At 75.9% G+C, this 18,098-nt stretch carries 17 protein-coding genes and 1 pseudogene; 4 read left to right on the top strand and 14 right to left on the bottom strand.

What is annotated here, in order from left to right:
- The first annotated feature begins 163 nt into the window (after positions 1-163).
- On the top strand, positions 164-1,030 hold the full coding sequence (locus tag EKG83_RS02410; protein WP_228122483.1) for an ABC transporter substrate-binding protein: 867 nt from the start codon (positions 164-166) through the stop codon (positions 1,028-1,030).
- A 54-nt stretch (positions 1,031-1,084) separates the two neighbouring features.
- On the opposite strand, the gene EKG83_RS02405 is transcribed toward EKG83_RS02410, so the two are convergent.
- From EKG83_RS02405 to EKG83_RS02395, 3 genes are all read right to left on the bottom strand, one after another.
- Positions 1,085-1,993, bottom strand: a complete 909-nt coding sequence (locus tag EKG83_RS02405; RefSeq protein ID WP_033432215.1) for an LppU/SCO3897 family protein — start codon at positions 1,991-1,993, stop codon at positions 1,085-1,087.
- Positions 1,994-2,063: 70 nt separating this feature from the next.
- A complete protein-coding gene (locus tag EKG83_RS02400) occupies positions 2,064-2,534 on the bottom strand; it encodes an LppU/SCO3897 family protein (RefSeq protein WP_033432216.1) in 471 nt (156 codons plus the stop codon).
- Positions 2,535-2,839: 305 nt separating this feature from the next.
- Positions 2,840-3,535, bottom strand: coding sequence for an LppU/SCO3897 family protein (locus EKG83_RS02395; RefSeq protein ID WP_051766221.1), 696 nt, complete (start codon positions 3,533-3,535; stop codon positions 2,840-2,842).
- Positions 3,536-3,678: 143 nt separating this feature from the next.
- On the opposite strand from EKG83_RS02395, the gene EKG83_RS02390 reads away from it, so the two are divergent.
- The 3 genes from EKG83_RS02390 (at position 3,679) to EKG83_RS02380 (ending at position 6,991) form a co-directional block, all read left to right on the top strand.
- Positions 3,679-5,340 (top strand): DNA repair helicase XPB, encoded by a 1,662-nt coding sequence (locus EKG83_RS02390; protein WP_033432217.1) that lies wholly within the window; start codon positions 3,679-3,681, stop codon positions 5,338-5,340.
- Between the two features lie 73 nt (positions 5,341-5,413).
- Positions 5,414-6,046 (top strand): hypothetical protein, encoded by a 633-nt coding sequence (locus EKG83_RS02385; protein ID WP_033432218.1) that lies wholly within the window; start codon positions 5,414-5,416, stop codon positions 6,044-6,046.
- Positions 6,047-6,055: 9 nt separating this feature from the next.
- The gene (locus tag EKG83_RS02380) at positions 6,056-6,991 is read left to right on the top strand and encodes an o-succinylbenzoate synthase (RefSeq protein ID WP_033432219.1); all 936 of its coding nucleotides are present in this window, start codon (positions 6,056-6,058) and stop codon (positions 6,989-6,991) included.
- Between the two features lie 603 nt (positions 6,992-7,594).
- Here EKG83_RS02380 and EKG83_RS48850 read toward each other — a convergent pair.
- From EKG83_RS48850 to EKG83_RS02325, 11 genes and pseudogenes are all read right to left on the bottom strand, one after another.
- A pseudogene (locus tag EKG83_RS48850) lies at positions 7,595-7,654 on the bottom strand (hypothetical protein); the annotation flags it as partial.
- Positions 7,655-7,755: 101 nt separating this feature from the next.
- Positions 7,756-8,331, bottom strand: a complete 576-nt coding sequence (locus EKG83_RS02370) for an alpha/beta hydrolase fold domain-containing protein (RefSeq protein WP_051766222.1) — start codon at positions 8,329-8,331, stop codon at positions 7,756-7,758.
- A 202-nt stretch (positions 8,332-8,533) separates the two neighbouring features.
- Positions 8,534-9,625, bottom strand: coding sequence for a CapA family protein (locus EKG83_RS02365; protein ID WP_033432221.1), 1,092 nt, complete (start codon positions 9,623-9,625; stop codon positions 8,534-8,536).
- Between the two features lie 59 nt (positions 9,626-9,684).
- Positions 9,685-10,305, bottom strand: a complete 621-nt coding sequence (locus EKG83_RS02360; protein ID WP_033432222.1) for an SRPBCC family protein — start codon at positions 10,303-10,305, stop codon at positions 9,685-9,687.
- Positions 10,302-11,156: an FAD binding domain-containing protein gene (locus EKG83_RS02355; protein ID WP_033432294.1), complete on the bottom strand. Its 855-nt coding sequence runs from the start codon at positions 11,154-11,156 to the stop codon at positions 10,302-10,304. Before EKG83_RS02355 ends, EKG83_RS02360 begins: the two co-directional genes overlap by 4 nt.
- A complete protein-coding gene (locus EKG83_RS02350) occupies positions 11,153-13,519 on the bottom strand; it encodes a xanthine dehydrogenase family protein molybdopterin-binding subunit (protein WP_033432223.1) in 2,367 nt (788 codons plus the stop codon). Before EKG83_RS02350 ends, EKG83_RS02355 begins: the two co-directional genes overlap by 4 nt.
- Positions 13,516-14,022, bottom strand: a complete 507-nt coding sequence (locus EKG83_RS02345; protein WP_033432224.1) for a (2Fe-2S)-binding protein — start codon at positions 14,020-14,022, stop codon at positions 13,516-13,518. Before EKG83_RS02345 ends, EKG83_RS02350 begins: the two co-directional genes overlap by 4 nt.
- A gap of 48 nt (positions 14,023-14,070) precedes the next feature.
- The gene (locus EKG83_RS02340) at positions 14,071-15,177 is read right to left on the bottom strand and encodes an XdhC family protein (RefSeq protein WP_033432225.1); all 1,107 of its coding nucleotides are present in this window, start codon (positions 15,175-15,177) and stop codon (positions 14,071-14,073) included.
- The gene (locus EKG83_RS02335) at positions 15,170-16,255 is read right to left on the bottom strand and encodes a vWA domain-containing protein (RefSeq protein WP_033432295.1); all 1,086 of its coding nucleotides are present in this window, start codon (positions 16,253-16,255) and stop codon (positions 15,170-15,172) included. Before EKG83_RS02335 ends, EKG83_RS02340 begins: the two co-directional genes overlap by 8 nt.
- Before the next feature lie 19 nt (positions 16,256-16,274).
- Complete coding sequence (locus EKG83_RS02330) at positions 16,275-17,129, bottom strand: AAA family ATPase (RefSeq protein ID WP_407690755.1); 855 nt, start codon at positions 17,127-17,129, stop codon at positions 16,275-16,277.
- The gene (locus EKG83_RS02325) at positions 17,126-18,052 is read right to left on the bottom strand and encodes an AraC family transcriptional regulator (RefSeq protein WP_228122481.1); all 927 of its coding nucleotides are present in this window, start codon (positions 18,050-18,052) and stop codon (positions 17,126-17,128) included. The genes EKG83_RS02330 and EKG83_RS02325 overlap by 4 nt, the downstream gene beginning before the upstream one ends.
- Positions 18,053-18,098: the final 46 nt, after the last annotated feature.

Here is an 18,098-nt window from a genome sequence, read left to right as displayed (position 1 = left end):
ATTCGTTGATCAAACAGACCCCGCCCTAGAGGTCATCCCGGCGAGAGGTGCCATGGCTACCCCAGCGCGTGTTCTGCGACGTGCGGCAGCGTTGTTCGCGTGTGCCGCGACTTTGACCGCGTGTGGTCTGCTCCCGGGTACCGACGGTGACGACCGGCCCGAGGTGGAGCGCAACACGCTGCGCATCGGCGTGCTGCCCGTGGTCGACGTCGCGCCGCTGCAGCTGGCGCTCAACCAGAAGCTGTTCGAGCGGGCCGGCCTCCAGGTCCAGCTCGTCACACTGACGAGTGAGACCGAGGGAATCAAGCAGCTCGACACCACCCTGGACATCACCTGGGCCAGCCACGTCAACCTGTTCCGCGCGTTCGCCGAGGGCACCAAGCTCCAGCTCCAGGGCGAGGCGTACCAGGCGGGCACCAACACGATGGCCCTGGTCACCCTGGACAGCGCCTACGACAGCCCCGGCAAGCTGGCCTCGCCGCGCATCGCGGTGGACACCACCGGCGACATCGGCGCCCTGACCACCACGGCCGTGCTGCGCACCGCCGGCGTGGAGAAGCAGAACCTCAGGCTGCGCGAGATGCCGTTCGGTCAGATGGTCGAGGCGATGAAGGCCAAGGAGGTGGACGCGGCCTGGATGACCGAGCCGTTCATCACCAAGGCCCAGCGCGACGCGGGCGCCCGCGTGGTGACCGACACCGCGGTCGGCCCGACCGAGGACTTCCCCGTCTCCGGGTACGCGTCCAGCAAGAAGTTCGCCGACGACAACCCCCGCACGCTGGCCCTGTTCCGGCAGGTGCTGCGCGACGCGCAGGAGGCGGCGTCGAACGACAAGCTGTCCGTGCAGGACGTGCTGCCCAGCTACATCGACGTGGACCAGCCGACCGCGGCGCTGGTGTCCGTGGGCACGTTCCCGCTGTCGCTCAACCCGGTCCGGCTCCAGCGCGTGGCCGACATGATGGACACCGAGGGGGTGCTCCTCGAACGGCTGGAGGTCGGCCCGATGTTGCCGCCCGGAACCGGTGAATGACGCAGAGTCATTAGGGGGCCTTCAATTGCGAGAAGGCCCCCTCTTTTTTCGGATTCACGCGCCCGTCAGGCAGATCGTCCCGGCGGGCCGCGAGTAAACAACGGCGCTGTCGCCGCTCTCGCACTCGTTCTCGTCGGCGCGCCCGTCGATCACCCGGACGACCTTGAAAGCCCCGGGGGTACCGCACGCCACCTTCGTGGTTTTGCCGGCCACAATGCCGCCCTCCTGCTTGAAGCAGTCGCCCTCGGCGGCGTTGAGGACCAGGCACAGCTTGTAGCCGTCGCTGCGGCGGCCGCCGCGCTCGTAGAACTCGACGTAGTCGCCGTCCGGGCAGGAGTCGGTGCTGCTGCCCAGGCGGGACGCCACCTTGAAGGCGGCCTCGGGCGACGCGCAGTCGATCTGCTCGACGTCGGCGTCGGTGACGCCCGCCGAGTTGATCTTCATGCAGTCGCCCTCGTCGGCGCCGCCCGGGCCGGTGGCGTTGGCGAACAGGCCCGCGACCACGACGCCGACGATGCCCAGCACGACCACCGCGATCAGCACCTTCGGCCCGCGCGAGGTGCGCTGGGGCGGGAGCTGCTGCCCCGGGAACTGCGGCGGGTAGGGGGCGCCCTGGAACGGCTGGCCCGGGAACTGCTGACCCGGGAACTGCTGGCCGGGGGCTTGGCCCGGGAACTGCTGGCCGGGGAACTGCTGGCCGGGGAACTGGGCGGCGCCCGGCGGGTGCGGGGCGTGCGCCTGGTCACCCGGTCCCGCCTGGGGGTAACCCGAATGGGGGAACCCGGGCTGGGCGTAGCCGGGTTGGGGCGAACCGGCCTGGTCCGGTGCCGCGAAGCCGGTCTGGCCGGGTTGCGGGTACCCCGGCGGCTGGTGGCCGGGCTGCGGCGCGGGCGAGCCCTGCGGCGGCTGGTTCCAGTCGGGCTGGTGGGGCGGGCCCGGTGGCGGGTTCGGTGGCGTGGTCACCTGCGTTCCTCTCGGTCGGACGAGCGGAACGTACCGCCGGTCGGGAGCCCGGCGCAGGGAATTCAGGCCATCACAAGGGGCGGCTGAGGCAGAACGTGACCTGCGGCTCCGGGTAGCGGACCGTGGGGCCGTCCCCGCAGCTCGCGATGCCCGGCGCGACCTTGAGCACGCGGATCGAGCCGCCGGTCGAGCAGTCGACCTTGCGCAGGCCGGTGCGGGCGTCGCGCACGTAGCAGGCGCCCTCGACGAAGTTGGGGATCAGGCAGAGGACCGTCTTGCTGGTGAAGGTCGTGTAGGGCGCGCCGGACGGGCACTGGGTGGTCTCGGTGACCACCTTGGCGACCTTGACGTTGGCGACGTCGGCCGCGCAGTCCGCGGTCCGGAAGGTCGCGTCGTGGCCCGCGCCCTCGACCTGGGCGCAGGAACCCGCCGCGGGGCCACCGGGCTCGGCCGTGCCACCCCCGCTGATCAGCGGCATCGCGAACGCGAACGCCGCGAGCACCGCGGCCGCGGCGATGCCCCAACGGATCTTCCTGCGCATGGACCAGGGCATCGGCGCGGCCGCGGCGGCGCTTGAGCGGGTTCACCCGCCCGTGTCACTCCCGCGGGTCGCCCCGCCGGTCGCTGCCGGGCGGTCGCTCCTGGGCGGTCGCTCCTGGGCGGTCGCTCCTGGGCGGTCGCTCCTGGGCGGCCGCTCTCGGGCGGCCGCTGCCGGGCGGCCACTCCTGGGCAGCCGCTGCCGGGCGGCCGGCCCTGGGGCGGCCACTGCCGGGCGACCGCTCTCAGGCGGTCGCCCGCGGGTGACCACGGCCGGGCGACCGCTCCCGAATAGTCACTCCCGGCCGCTCACTCCTCGGCGGGCGCCAGGCAGTAGGTGACCTTCGGCTCGGGGTAGGACATGCCGGCGGAGTCGGGGCACGCCTCCAGGTCGGTCGAGCCCTGGACGACCTTGGTGACCTTGATCGTCTCCGGGCCGGTGCACTCGGTCTTGGTGAACCCCAGGCCCTCGTCGGGCTTGTAGCAGGCGCCCTCGACCATGTTCGGCAGCAGGCACAGCTTGACGTTGTCGGGCCGCGGCACCTCGGTGTAGAGGCCCTCCTCGGGGCAGGTGGCCTCCCCGCCCTCCACGACCTGGCCGACCTTGAAGGAGGCCCGGTCCGCGTCGCAGTCCTGCTCCTCCACGTCGGCGTCGGCGGTGTCGACCTGGCCGCTGACGCTGACGCAGTCGCCCGCCCGCGCCTCGCCACCGCCGGTCAGGCGGACGACGCCGAAGACGACCACCGCGGCCAGCACCACGATCAGGGCGCCGATGACGACCTTGCGCGCGGTGCCGGAGCCGGCGGTGCGCTCCTCGCCGTCGACCGACCTGCCCGGCACGGCGGCGGAGCCGGGGTCGGCGGGGGCGGGTGCCGGGGTGGGGTCGACCGGCGCGGAACCGGACGGGTCGGCCGGTGCGGCGGGCTCGGCGACGGAGGGGTCGGCGGGCGGTGTCGGCTGGGCCCGCGCCGCGTCGTCGGCGGGCTTGTTCGGCTCGTTGCTCATGATCACCCTCGTTGGACTGGTGCGTGACGACCCAGAAGGTAGCCCTCGGCGTGTGGTGGCCAGGTCACGCGCCCCCGCGGCCGACGGCGACTTGCACCCGGTGGGCACACTGGGGACAAGCCAACCGACGGGAGTGCGCACCAGTGACCGACGGCCCCCTGATCGTCCAGTCGGACAAGACCCTGCTGCTGGAGGTCGACCACCCGCTGTCGGACGACGCCCGCATCGCCATCGCGCCCTTCGCGGAGCTGGAGCGCGCCCCCGAGCACGTCCACACCTACCGGGTCACCCCGCTGGCCCTGTGGAACGCCCGGGCCGCCGGCCACGACGCCGAGCAGGTCGTCGACGCCCTGGTGCGCTTCTCCCGCTACCCGGTGCCGCAGCCGCTGCTGGTGGACGTGGTCGACACCATGGGCCGCTACGGCCGGCTCCAGCTGGCCAACCACCCGGCGCACGGCCTGGTGCTCTCCTCGCTGGACCGCGCGGTGCTGGAGGAGGTGCTGCGCAACAAGAAGGTCAAGCCGATGCTCGGCGCCCGCATCGACGACGACACCGTGGTCGTGCACCCCAGCGAGCGCGGCCGGCTCAAGCAGCTGCTGCTCAAGGTCGGCTGGCCCGCCGAGGACCTGGCCGGGTACGTCAACGGCGAGGCGCACCCCATCGTGCTCCAGGAGGACGGCTGGCAGCTGCGCGACTACCAGCGGATGGCCGCGCAGGCGTTCTGGGCGGGCGGCTCCGGCGTGGTCGTGCTGCCGTGCGGCGCGGGCAAGACGCTGGTCGGCGCGGCGGCCATGGCCGAGGCGCAGGCGACCACGCTGATCCTGGTCACCAACACGGTGGCGGGCAGGCAGTGGAAGCGGGAGCTGATCGCCCGCACGTCGCTGACCGAGGAGGAGATCGGCGAGTACTCCGGCGAGCGCAAGGAGATCCGCCCGGTCACCATCGCCACCTACCAGGTGATCACCCGCAAGTCCAAGGGCGAGTACCGGCACCTGGAGCTGTTCGACTCCCGCGACTGGGGCCTGATCGTCTACGACGAGGTCCACCTGCTGCCCGCGCCGGTGTTCCGGATGACGGCCGACCTGCAGTCCCGGCGCCGGCTCGGGCTGACCGCGACGCTGGTGCGCGAGGACGGCCAGGAGGGCGACGTGTTCTCGCTCATCGGGCCGAAGCGCTTCGACGTGCCGTGGCGCGACATCGAGGCCCAGGGCTGGATCGCGCCGGCCGAGTGCACCGAGGTCCGGGTGACGCTGACCGACAACGAGCGCCTGGAGTACGCCACGGCCGAGCCGGAGGAGCGGTACCGGCTCTGCTCCACGGCGCGCACCAAGCTGCCCGTGGTCAGGGCGGTGCTGGACCGGCACCCCGGCGAGCCGGCCCTGGTGATCGGCGCCTACCTGGACCAGCTGGAGTCGCTGGGCGAGGCCCTGGGCGCGCCGGTGATCCAGGGGTCGACGAAGAACAAGGAGCGGGAGGCCCTGTTCGACGCCTTCCGGCGCGGCGAGCTGCGCACGCTGGTGGTGTCGAAGGTGGCGAACTTCTCCATCGACCTGCCGGAGGCGTCGGTGGCCGTGCAGGTGTCCGGCACGTTCGGGTCGCGGCAGGAGGAGGCCCAGCGGCTGGGCCGGCTGCTGCGGCCCAAGGGCGACGGCAGGCAGGCGCACTTCTACTCGGTGGTGGCGCGCGACACGCTGGACACGGACTACGCCGCCCACCGGCAGCGCTTCCTGGCCGAGCAGGGGTACGCCTACCGGATCGTGGACGCCGACGACCTGCTCGGGCCGAAGCTGCCCGAGGTCGGTTAGCCGGGGTGGGCGCCGTGGACAGCGGCGGATTGCCGGCGGTGGCCGTGCCGGTCGCGACCCGCCGGGCACGCGCGTGAAGCCGGACCCGCCGGCGCCGCGCTGGTGGATGTGGCGGCCCGGGGCCGACCGGGCCGGGGCCGCCCGGGTCGCCCGCGGTCGGGTCCGGCGGGCCCGGCTGCGGCCGGTGCTGGTGCCGGCGGTCCCGCTGGCCGGGGCGTTGGCGGTGGTCGGGCCGACGCCGTGGTGGTCGGTGGGCCTGGCGGGCGCGCCCCTGGTGCTGGTCGGCCTGGTCGCCGCGCTGCCGGCGCGGGTCACCGACTGGCAGGTGGCGTGGGCGGCGAGCGCCGACGACGTGGTGCACCCGCTCCAGTTCGCCGACGAGGCCCAGCGGCGGCGGGCGGGCCGGCTGTGCGGGTACTTCGACGCGGTGCGCGGCCCCGACCCCGGGCGGGTGGCGCACGTCGAGGAACAGCTGTGGCGGGCGCTCGTGGCGCTGCGCGGTTCGCTGGCCACCCGCTCCGGGCTGGCCGGCGCGCGGAACCGGCCGGGGCTGGCCGCGGAGCTGGCCGAGGCGACCCGGGAGCTGGCCGACCTGGACCGGCGGGTGGACCGGTTCGCGGACGCCCTGCGGGTGCTGGCCGAGGAGGCGGACCCGGACCTGGCCGCCCGCGCGCTGCGGCGGGTGGCGGCGCTGGACCCGCTCTAGGATCCCCCGGTGCCGGTCTACTCGATCCCCCTGCGCACCAGGTTCCGCGGTATCACGGTGCGCCACGGCGTGCTGCTGGAGGGCGCGGCCGGGTGGGGTGAGTTCTGCGCCTTCGAGGACTACTCCGACGCCGAGTCCGCGCCCTGGCTGGCGTGCGCGCTGGAGTCCGCCGAGGAAGGCTGGCCCGCGCCGGTCCGGGACCGCGTCCCGGTCAACTGCACGGTCCCCGTGGTCCCCCCCGAGCGCGCGCACGCGATCGTCGCGGCCTCCGGCTGCTCGACGGCCAAGGTGAAGGTCGCCGACCCGGGCTCGCCGCTGCGCGACGACCTGGAGCGGGTCGCGGCGGTGCGCGACGCCCTCGGCCCGTCGGGCGCGGTCCGGGTGGACGCCAACGCCGCGTGGGACGTGGACACCGCCGTCGCCGCGATCCGGGAGCTGGACCGGGCCGCGGGCGGGCTGGAGTACGTCGAGCAGCCGTGCCCGTCGGTGGCGGAGCTGGCCGCCGTGCGCAGGCGGGTCGACGTGCGGATCGCCGCGGACGAGTCGATCCGGCGGGCGGAGGACCCGCTGCGGGTGGCCGTGGCGGGCGCGGCGGACGTGGCGGTGATCAAGGTCGCGCCGCTGGGCGGGGTGCGGCGGGCGCTGGCGGTGGCGGAGGCGTGCGGGCTGCCGTGCGTGGTGTCGTCGGCGCTGGAGACGTCGGTGGGCATGGCGGCCGGGCTGGCGCTGGCCGGTGCGCTGCCGGAGCTGGGCTTCGCGTGCGGGCTGGGCACGCTGTCGCTGCTGGACGGCGACGTCACGACCGACTCGCTGCGGCCGGTGGACGGGTGGCTGCCGGTGCCGGTGCGGGCCCCGGAGCCCGACCGGGCCGCCGGGTTCGCCGCCGACGGCGCGACGGCGACCCGCTGGCTGGACCGGCTCGACCGGGTCCGGGGCCTGCTCTGACGGTGGTGGACGTGGAACTCGGGGGGTCCGGGGGTTCGACACGGGGGTGCCGGGGGTTCGACTCGCGAGGGTCGGGTCGGGGAACACCGTGATGCGGGAGATGCCGGTCGCGGTGGCGGTCGGGACGCCCATGCCGAACGGTTCGCCGCGGTGGTGGGCCAGGGCCGCGGGCTGGTCGTTCGACGTGGTGGGGACCATGCGCCAGTCGCCGGGTGAGCCGAGGACGGTGGCCAGGAGCTCCAGGCACCGCCGCTTGCCCGCGAACCAGGTCGGCGAGCCCGCCACCTCCAGGGCGGCGTCGGCGCGCAGCGCCCGCTCCAGGGCCGACAGGTCCGCGTTCTCGAAGCCCTCGACGTACTGCGCGAGCAGCGCCCGGGCCTCGGGCGAGGTGGGTTCGAGCACGTCGTCCGCCGAGGGGGCGACCTCGGCCAGGCGGGCCCGCGCGCGTTGCAGCGCGCTCTTCACCGCGGCCACCGACGTGCCGGGCATGTCGGCGACCTCGGCGGCCGGGACATCCAGCACCTCGCGCGGGATCAGCACGGCCCGCCGCCCCAGCGCGGTCAGGCACGCGTTCGTGGCGATCCGGTGCAGCCACACCCGCACCGAGGCGCGCCCCTCGAACGCCCCGTACGACCGCCACGCCCGCAGGTAGGTCTCCTGCACCAGGTCCTCGGCCTCGTGCCGCGAGCCGGGCAGCCGGTAGCAGTGCGCCGGCAGCTCGCCCCGGAACGGCTCGGCGACCCGCGCGAAGTCGGCGGGGGCGGTCACGCGAGCCCCAGCCCCGGCCGCACCCACCCGGCGAGCCGGCGGATCGCGTCGTCGGCCTCGGGCGACCGCCCGGCGGCCATCCGGAAGGTGTGCACCTGCCCGTCGAACACGTCGAGCCCGGCCTCCCCCGCCCGCTCCACCAGCGCCCGGCCGTCGTCCAGCAGCGTCTCGTGCCCGCCCGCCCGCACGTACATCGGCGCCAGGCCGGTCAGGTCGGCGTGCGGGGGGTTGGCGGTCGGGTCGCGCGGGTCGCCGCCCGGCCCCGGGTAGAGGCCCGCCATGAGGGCGACGAGGTCCCGGTAGAAGTAGCCGTCGGTCTCGGCGTTGGTCCGGTACGTCCCCCCGCCCGCCTCCGGGTCCACCCACGGCGAGATCAGCAGCGCCGCGGCGGGCGGCGGCAGGCCCGGTTCGCGGGCGCGCGGCTGGGCGTTCACGACCAGGGCGGCACCCGCGGAGTCGCCGGCGAACGCGACGCGCGCCGACCCGATCGAGGCGCCGAGCAGCCACCGGTAGACCTCGACGGTCTGCGGCGCCCCGCGGCACCAGCCACATCGCGGGCACACCGGGTTCACCGGTCTCCAGGTGGTCCACGCCGCACGGCTCGGCGGTCAGGTCGCCCCAGCTCCCCGGGTCCACCGGCCGCCCGTTGAGCCGGTCGACCGTCCACCGCTCGTACACCGCCTTGACCGCCCCGGACTGCGCGCTCGCCATTCCCACTCCCGTCTCGTGCGGATGTCGTGGGTGCGGACACCCGGACGGGCGGGCAGGAATCGCTCAGGGGTGGGCGATGGCCGCGCCGAGGCTGCGCACCACGCCGTCGGTGCGCTCCAGCGCCTCGGTGCGGCGGGGCGTGGCGGGCACGCGGGTCAGGTCGACCACGCGGATCGGCGGGCCGAACTCGACCAGGGTCGGCACGTAGGACGCCTCGGCCACCGACCAGCCCGCCGCGCCCTTGACGAACCTGAACCGGGTGACGATGCCCTCCTCGGTGGTGCCGCGCGGCTCGGAGTGGCGCGCCACCTCGTTGCCCATGCCGTAGACGACCCACTTGCCGCCGACCTGCTCGATGGGCTGCACCACGTGCACGTGGGTGCCGATGATCAGGTCCACGGCGGGGTCGGCCAGCAGCTCGCGGGCCATGGCGCGCTGCTGCCCGGTGACCTCGTGCCGGTACTCGTCGCCCCAGTGCAGGCTCGCCACCACGACCTCGGCGCCCGCCCGCTTGGCGGCCCGGGCGGCGGCCAGCACGCCCTCGGTGGACAGCTGGTTGGCCATCCACGGCTGCGGCAGCGGGATGCCGTTGAAGCCGTAGGTGAACGACACGTGCCCGACCTTCACGCCCTTGACGTCGAGCAGCAGCGGGGTCGCGGCCTCCTCGGGCGAGCGGAACGACCCGGTGTGCCGGAGCCCGGCCGCGTCCAGCACGTCCAGGGTGGTCCTGATGGCGGGCGCGCCGCGGTCGAGGGTGTGGTTGGACGCGGTCGAGCAGCTGTCGTAGCCGATGTCCTTGAGCGCGGTCGCGACCTCGGGCGGCGCGCTGAACGCCGGGTAGCCGTAGGTGGGCGCGCCGGGCGCGGACAGCGGCGTCTCCAGGTGGCAGAGGGACACGTCGGCCTCGATCGCCCGGCGCAGGCCGTCGAGCAGCGGCACGAAGTCGCGGGCGCCGTCCCGGTCGGCCTGCTCGGTCAGCGCCGGGTGGACCAGGATGTCGCCGCCCGCGGCGAGGGTGAACGACGGCGGTTCCGGCGCGGCGGGCGAGGTCGTCGTCGGCGCCGGCCGCGAGGTGGTGATCACCACCGGTGAGCCGGTGCAGGCCGCGACCAGCAGCACGACCAGCAGCACGGCCAGCAGCGCGGTCGGCAGCACGGCCGGGAGCGCGGCGGTGCGGGCGGCCGTCCCGGGGGTCGGCCGCCCGCCGCGCGCGTTCAGCGGTGCCGCCCGCGCAGCCGGCGGACCAGCAGCGCCACCGCCACCAACCCGGCCACGACCGGCAGCACGCGCTTGAGCACGGGCACGCCGGCGGCGTCGATCAGGTCGACGGGCTCGTCCGGCACCGCCCGCAGCCGGGGCCGGGTCTCCTGGGTAGTCACCCGTTCAGCTTCCGCCGGCCCGAGCCGGGCCGCCAGGTGTTCGGCGAACTCGGCGACGACCTTGGCGCCGACCTCGCCGATCAGCCCGCGCCCGAGCTGGGCGGGGCGGCCGGTGACGACGAGGTCGGTGACCACGGACACCTCGGTGCCGCCCTCGGCCGCGGTCAGCGCCGCGGACACCGTCGCGGTGGCGGTGCCGTTGCCCCTGGTGTCCTTGCCGGACGCCCTGAGCACGGCGGCGTGGACCCGCTCGTCGACCGAGGTGAACTCGCCCGTGCCGCGGTAGAGCAGCACGACGGGCCCGAGCCTGACCTCGACCGTGCCGGTGAAGCCGCGCCCGTCGACGCCGGTGAGGGTGGCGCCGGGCAGGCACGGCGCCACCACCTCGGGGTCGAGCAGGGCCGCCCACACCTCGGGCACGGGCGCGGGCACGGTGAACCGGTGCTCCAGCTTCACGCGCCCACCGCCCCGGTCAGCGCGCGCCGGGTCAGCACGCGCGCGAGGTGGGCCCGGTACCCGGCGTCCGCGTCGCGGTCGGCGGGCGGGTCGGTGCCCTCGGCGGCGCGGGCGGCCGCGACGGCGACGGCGGCGGCCGTCGCGGGCTGCCCGACCAGGGCCTCCTCCACGCCCCGCGCCCGGACCGGCGTCGACCCCATGTTGGTCAGGGCCACCCGGGCGCCCGTGACCGTGCCGTCCGAGACCCGCGCGGCGGCGGCGACGGCGACGATCGACCACGTCTGGGCCATCCGGTTGAACTTCTCGTAGCGCGCGCCCCAGCCGGTCAGCTTGGGCACGCGCACGTGGGTCAGCAGCTCGTCGGGCGCCAGCGCGGTGGTGAAGTGGTCGACGAAGAACTCCGCCGCGGGCACCTCGCGGGTGCCGCCGGGCCCGGTGCACACCAGCACCGCGTCCAGCGCGAGGACGGGCGCGGGCAGGTCGCCCGCCGGGTCGGCGTGGGCGAGGGCGCCGCCGAGCGTGCCGCGGTGCCGCACCTGCGGGTCGGCCGCGGCGCCCGCGGCCAGGCCCAGCAGCGGGGCGTGCCCGGCGACCAGCCGGTCCCGGTGCAGGTCGTGGTGGGTGGACATGGCGCCGATGAGCAGGGAGTCGCCGTCGTCGCGCACGCCGGTCAGTTCGGTCACCCGGGACAGGTCGACCAGCAGGGTGGGCGCGGCCAGCCGCATCCGCAGCACCGGCAGCAGGCTCTGCCCGCCGGCCAGCACCCTGGCGTCCTCGCCGCCACCGGCCAGCGCCCGCACGGCCTGCTCGACCGTGGCGGGCGCGACGTAGTCGAACGGTGCCGGGATCACGCCGCACCCCCTCGCCGGATCGCCCGCCACACCCGCATCGGGGTGCACGGCATCTCCACGTCGGTCACGCCCAGGTGCCGCAGCGCGTCGACGACCGCGTTGACCACGGCCGGGGTGGAGGCGATGGCACCCGCCTCGCCCACGCCCTTGGCGCCCAGCGGGTTGGTCGTCGCCGGCGTCTCGGTGCGGTCGGTGGTGAAGTGCGGCAGGTCGGGGGCGGCGGGCAGCGGGTAGTCGGCGAACGTGGCCGTGAGCAGCGTGCCGTTCTCGTCGTGCACGGCCTCCTCGAACAGGGCCTGCGCGATGCCCTGCGCCACGCCGCCGTGCACCTGGCCCTCGACGATCATCGGGTTCACCACCGCGCCGACGTCGTCCACGCACGCGTAGGAGCGGACGCGCACCTCGCCGGTCTCGGTGTCGACCTCGACCGCGCACAGGTGGGTGCCGTGCGGGAAGGAGAAGTTCTCCGGGTCGAAGGTGGCCTCGGCGTCCAGGCCGGGTTCCACGCCGTCGGGCAGGTCGTGCGCGGTGTGCGCGGCGACCACGACGTCGCCGAAGGCCATCGTGGTGGAGGTGCCGCGCACGGAGAAGGCGCCGGCGGCGAACTCCACGTCGTCCTCGCCGACCTCCAGCAGGTGGGCGGCGATGGTGCGGGCCTTGGCCAGCACCCGGTCCGCGGCCAGCGCGACCGCGGCGCCGCCGACGGCCAGCGACCGGGAGCCGTAGGTGTCCAGGCCGCGGTGGGCCACCCGGGTGTCGCCGTGCAGCACCTCCACGTCCTCGAACGGCACGCCGAGCCGGTCGGCGACGATCTGGCTCCACGCGGTGGCGTGGCCCTGGCCGTGCGGCGAGGTGCCGGTGACCAGCTCGACCTTGCCGGTGGGCAGCACCCGGACCGCGGCGTGCTCCCAGCCGCCCGCCGCGTACCGCACGGCGCCGAGCACCCGGGACGGGGCCAGGCCGCACATCTCGGTGTAGGTGGAGACGCCGATGCCGAGCTGGACCGGGTCGCCGTTCGCGCGGCGCTCCGCCTGCTCGGCGCGCAGGGCGCGGTAGCCGAACAGCTCGACCGCGCGGGCGGTGGCGGCCTCGTAGTGCCCGGAGTCGTAGGTCAGGCCGGCGACGGTGGTGAAGGGGAACTCCTCGTGCCGGATCCAGTTCTGCGCGCGCAGCTCCAGCGGGTCGCGGCCGAGTTCGGCGGCCAGCTCGTCCATCAGCCGCTCGACCGCGAAGGTGGCCTCGGGGCGGCCCGCGCCGCGGTAGGCGTCCGTGGGCACCTTGTTGGTGAACACGTTGGTGCAGGTGAAGCGGTAGGCGGGGAACTTGTAGACGCCGTTGAACATGAACGCGCCGAGGATCGGCACGCCGGGGGTGAGCAGCCGCAGGTAGGCGCCCATGTCGACGAGCAGGTCGACCTTGAGGCCGGTGACCGTGCCGTCGCGGCGGGCGGCCAGGGTCAGGCGCTGCACCTGGTCGCGGCCGTGGTGGCCGGACAGCATCGACTCGGTGCGCGTCTCGGTCCACTTCACCGGCCTGCCCAGGCGGCGGGCGGCGAGCAGGGTCAGCAGCTCCTCGGGGGTGACCTGGAGCTTGCCGCCGAAGCCGCCGCCGACGTCGGGCGCGACCACCCTGATCCGCTGCTCGGGGATGCCGGTCACGGCGGCGAGCAGCCAGCGCACGATGTGCGGCACCTGGGTGGAGGACCACACGGTGACCGAGTCCGGCGCCGGGTCGACCACGACCGAGCGGGGCTCCATGAACGCCGGGATCAGCCGCTGCTGGCGGTAGGTGCGCTCGACCAGCACCTCCGCCTCGGCGATCGCCCGGTCGACGTCGGCGCCCGTGCCCGCCCCGGCGGAGTCGAACACCCAGGTGGCGCAGGTGTTGGCGCCCAGGTCGGCGTGGACGAGGTCGCCGCCCTCGACGGCCCGGGTCACGTCCAGCACGACCGGCAGGTCCGCGTAGTCGACGTCGACCGCGGCCAGCGCGTCGTGGGCCTCGGCCGCGGTGCGGGCGACCACGAGCGCGACGGCCTCGCCGGCGAAGTTCACCTCGTCCACGGCCAGCGCCGGGGCGGGCGGGACGAGGATGTCCTCGGTGATCGGCCACGCGCACGGCAGGCTGCCCTGCTCGCCGGCCAGGTCCCGGCCGGTGAGCACGGCCAGCACGCCGGGCATCCCGGTCGCGCCGGTGACGTCGACCGAGGTGATCCGGGCGTGCGCGACGGGGCTGCGCAGCACGGCCATGTGCAGCATCCCGGGCAACCGGAGGTTGTCGGTCCAGCGGGTGGCGCCGGTGAGCAGCCGGGCGTCCTCCTTGCGGCGCCGGGACCTGCCCACCTCCGGCTCGGCGGTGGCGGTCACGCGGCACCACCGGCGTCGGCGCCGGTTCCGCTCGTCGCGGCCGCGTTGATCCGGGCGGCGGCGTCGCGGACCGCGCGCACGATGTTCTGGTAGCCGGTGCAGCGGCAGAGGTTGCCCTCCAGGCCGCGGCGGACGGCGTCCTCGTCGGGGTCGGGGTCCTCGGTGAGCAGGTCGACGGCCTGCAGGAGCATGCCGGGGGTGCAGAAGCCGCACTGGAGCGCGTGGTTGTCGTGGAACGCCTGCTGCACCGGGTGCAGCCGCCCGTCGCGGGCCAGGCCCTCGACGGTGGTGACCTCGCGGCCGTCGGCCTGCACCGCGAGCACCGAGCACGACTTCGCGCTGCGGCCGTCGAGCAGGACGGTGCAGGCGCCGCAGTTGCCGGTGTCGCAGCCGACCACGGTGCCGGTCCTGCCGAGCCGTTCGCGCAGGTGGTGGACCAGCAGCGTGCGGGGTTCGACCTCGTCGCCGTAGGCCACCCCGTCCACGTTGACGGTGATCCGCATGAACCCTCCTGGTGGTGGTGGGGGTCGTCGGTGGTGCGGGCCGCGGGGTCACCGGTGGATGGGGCCGGCGGTGGTGCCCAGGCGTCGGCCGGCGCCGCCCCAGCGCAGGGCGATGATCTCCGCGGCGATCGAGACGGCCGTCTCCTCGGGCGTGCGGGCGCCGAGGTCCAGGCCGATCGGGGAGGACAGCCCCGCGATCTCGTCCTCGGTCACGCCCGCCTCGCGCAGGCGGCGCAACCGGTCGTCGTGGGTGCGGCGGGAGCCCATCGCGCCCACGTAGCCGAGCTTGAGGCGCAGCGCGACCTCCAGCAGGGGCACGTCGAACTTCGGGTCGTGGGTGAGCACGGCGACGGCCGTGCGCCCGTCCACCAGCCCGGCGTCGGCCTGCGCGGCCAGGTAGCGGTGCGGCCAGTCCACCACCACCTCGTCGGCGCCGGGGAACCGCGACCGGGTGGCGAACACGGGCCGCGCGTCGCACACCGTGACGCGGTAGCCGAGGAACGCGCCGAGCCGGGCCACGGCGGCGGCGAAGTCGATCGCGCCGAACACCAGCATGCGCGGCGGCGGTTCGAAGGAGTTGACGAACACGGTCATGCCCTCGCCGCGGCGCTGGCCGTCGGGCCCGTAGTGCAGGGTGCCGCTGCGGCCGGCGGCGAGCAGGCCGCGGGCGTCGTCGGCGACGGCGTCGCGGGCCCGCGCGGACGGCACGTCGCCCGCCACCCGGTCCGGCCACACCACCAGGCGCCGGCCGACCCACTCGGGGTGCTCGACGACGGTGGCCACCGCGACGGGCTGCCCGGCCCGCACGGTCTCGGCCAGCTCGGCCAGCTCCGGGAAGGTGTCCGCGCCGACCGGCTCGACGTAGACGTCGATGGTCCCGCCGCAGGTCAGGCCGACCGCGAACGCGTCGTCGTCACCGACCCCGTAGCGCTGGAGCACCGGCCGGCCGTCGGCGAGGACCCGCTGGGCCAGCTCGTAGACCGCGCCCTCCACGCAGCCGCCGGACACGCTGCCGACGACCTCGCCGTCGGCGCCGACGAGCATGGCCGCGCCGGGCGGGCGGGGCGCGGAGCTGAACGTGGCGACGACGGTGCCGACGGCCGCGGTGCCCCCGCGTTCGACGAGACGGGCCAGTTCGGCGAGGACGTCACGCAAGTCGAACCTCCTCCAGCAGGGCGTGCAGGGTCTCCAGGCTGTGGCCGGCGAGCAGCCGGTCCAGGTGCGGCAGCGCGGCGGCGATGCCGGACTGCACCGGCCGGTACCCGTCGTGGCCGGCGTGCGGGTTGACCCAGAGGACCCGGTGCGCCAGGCGGCGCAGCCTGGCCAGCTGGGCGGCGAGCAGGGCGGGGTCGCCGCGCTCCCAGCCGTCCGAGCAGATCACCACCACCGCGCCCCGCGCGGCGCCGCGCTGCCCCCACCGGTCCAGGAACGCCTTGAGCGTCTCGCCGAGGCGGGTGCCGCCCTCGTGGTCGGGCACGGCCCGCGCGGCGGCGGCCAGGGCCTGCCCGGGGTCGCGCCGGCGCAGCTGGCGGGTGACGCGGGTGAGCCGGGTGCCGAGCGTGCAGACCTCGACGGGCACGGCGCGGGCGACGACGTGGGCGAACCGCAGCAGCGCGTCGGCGTAGGGCTTCATCGAGCCGGAGACGTCGATCAGCAGCACGACCCGGCGGGGCCGGTGGGTCCGGCGGTGGCGGGCGAGCCGGACCGGTTCGCCGGTGGCGAGCATGCCGCGCAGGGTCCGGCGGGCGTCGAGCCGGCCGGTGCGGGCGGGGCGCCTGCGGTGGGCGCGGCGGCGCGGCGGGACGGGCCGCAGGGTGGCCAGCAGCTCCCGCAGGTGCCGCCGCTCCGCCGGGGTGAGGTCGGCGATGTCCTTGCGGCGCAGCACTTCCACGTCACTGGCGGCGACGCGGAGGTCGGGCGCGGGTCCGGGGCGGCCGGTGCCGTCGACGAGGGCGGCGAGGCGGCCGGGACGCGGGGCGCGCCCGCGTGGCGGTGCCGGCCGGTCCCCGTCGCCGAACCAGGCGGTGAACGCGGCGTCGTAGCGGGGCAGGTCGCCGGGTTCGGCGCACAGGGCGAGCCGGCCGGCCCAGTAGACGTGGTCGGCGCGGGCGAGGTCGAGGTGGTCCAGGGCCCGGACGAACGCGTGCACGCGCTCGGGCCCGCACGCCACGCCCGCGTGCCGCAGCGCGTGGGCGAACCCCACGAGCCCGGTCAACGCGCCGGCGCCGGTCATCCCCCGATTGTGCGCGCGGTCACCGGCCGGCGACACCCGCTGAAAGAGCGCGTTGGACGTCCTCCCGGTACTTCAGGACGGCGCCGAGCGTGACCGCCGCGGCCTCCGCGTCCAGCTCCTCCCGCCCCAGGGCGAGCAGCGCCGCCGCCCAGTCCAGCGATTCCGCCACGCCCGGCGGCTTGAGCAGGTCCAGCTCCCGCAGCCGCCGGGCGGCCGCGGCGACCTGGCCGGCCAGGCGCCCGGTGAGGCCGGGCAGGCGGCGGCGCAGGATGGCGACCTCGCGGGCCAGGTCCGGGTGCTCCAGCCAGTGGTAGAGGCAGCGGCGCTTGAGCGCGTCGTGGACCTCGCGGGTGCGGTTGGAGGTGAGCACGACCAGCGGCGGCGTGGCCGCGGCGACGCGGCCCAGCTCGGGGATCGTCACCGCGTTCTCGTCCAGCACCTCCAGCAGGAACGCCTCGAACTCGTCGTCGGCGCGGTCCACCTCGTCGACCAGCAGCACGCACGGCGCCCGCTCCAGCGCCTCCAGCAGCGGGCGGGCGAGCAGGAAGCGGCGCGTGTAGAGGGACGCCTCGGCGGCCTCGGCGTCGACCGGGCCGGCGGCCTCCAGGGCCCGCAGGTGCAGCAGTTGGCGCGGGAAGTCCCAGTCGTAGAGGGCCTGGGAGGCGTCGATGCCCTCGTGGCACTGGAGCCGGACCAGCGGCAGGTCCAGGGCCCGGGCCAGGGCGTGCGCGAGGGAGGTCTTGCCGGTGCCCGGCTCGCCCTCGCAGAACAGCGGGCGGTGCATGGCCAGGGCCAGGTGGGCGGCGGTGGCCAGCCCGGGGTCGGGCAGGTAGCCGACGCGGTCCAGCCCGTCGGCGAGCTCTTCGGGCGTCACGATCCCCGAGGGTAGGGACCGGACCGGTCCGGCGGGGGCGCGGAGCCGGGCGGGGATTCGCGGCGGAACCGGCCGGGCGGGGTGCCGCGGTGGCGCTTGAACGCGGCGGCGAACGCGAACTCCGAGGTGTAGCCGACCCGGCGGGCGACCGCGGCCAGCGGCGCGTCGGTGGTGCGCAGCAGCCGGGCCGCGACGGCCATGCGCCACCACGTGAGGTAGGCCAGCGGCGGCCGGCCGACGAGTTCGGTGAACCGCCGGGCGAACGGGGCGCGGGACAGCCCGGTGGCGGCGGCCAGGGAGGCGACCGTCCACGGGTGCGCCGGGTCGCGGTGCAGGTGCTCCAGCGCGATGGCCACGACGGGGTCGCGCAGCGCCGGGCTGGTGGCGGTCAGGTGCGTGCGCAGCAGGTAGACCAGGAGCGCGTCGAGCAGGGCGGGCACCAGGGCGGCGGAGCCGGGGCCGGGCCGGGCGATCTCCGCGGCGAGCAGGTCGGCGGCGGCGCGCAGGTCGGGACCGGCGGGGACGGCGGCGGCGGGCAGGTGCCGCAGCAGGGGGTGCGCGCGGTCCAGCTCGTAGGCGCCGCACAGGGTGACGGCGGTGGGCTCGGCGGGCGGTTCGACCGCCGGGCGGGGTGCCGCCGGGTCGCACGCCGCGCTCGTGACGGGGGTGCCCGGCGCGTCGGCCAGCACGTGGCCGTGCCCGTCGGGCAGGAACACCACGTCCCCGGCGCGCAGCTCCACCGGGTCGCCGTCGTCCGGCCGGAACCAGCAGGTGCCGGCGAGCACGACGTGGAACCCGGAGGCGCCCGGCACCGGCGCGAACCGCTGCGCCCACGGCCCGGCCCGGGCGACGCGGGCGGCCGCGGGCCGGCCGGTGCGCAGGGCGGCGATCACGTCTCCGAGCACGTCTCCGGGCACGTCCACGAGGACGATTGAACATGACCGGGGGCTTGCGGCGCATGGATCGTCC

The organism is Saccharothrix syringae (genome assembly GCF_009498035.1).
GTDB classification, from domain to species: domain Bacteria; phylum Actinomycetota; class Actinomycetes; order Mycobacteriales; family Pseudonocardiaceae; genus Actinosynnema; species Actinosynnema syringae.
Note: the sequence above shows the minus strand (reverse complement) of the source record. Positions and strands in the feature narration are given on the sequence as shown.

Excerpts from the sequence above, each read along its gene's own strand:
- EKG83_RS02400 (WP_033432216.1), bottom strand. The coding sequence starts at position 2,534 with ATGCGCAGGAAGATCCGTTGGGGCATCGCCGCGGCCGCGGTGCTCGCG.
- EKG83_RS02395 (WP_051766221.1), bottom strand. The coding sequence starts at position 3,535 with ATGAGCAACGAGCCGAACAAGCCCGCCGACGACGCGGCGCGGGCCCAG.
- EKG83_RS02345 (WP_033432224.1), bottom strand. The coding sequence starts at position 14,022 with ATGCGGATCACCGTCAACGTGGACGGGGTGGCCTACGGCGACGAGGTC.
- EKG83_RS02335 (WP_033432295.1), bottom strand. The coding sequence starts at position 16,255 with ATGACCGGCGCCGGCGCGTTGACCGGGCTCGTGGGGTTCGCCCACGCG.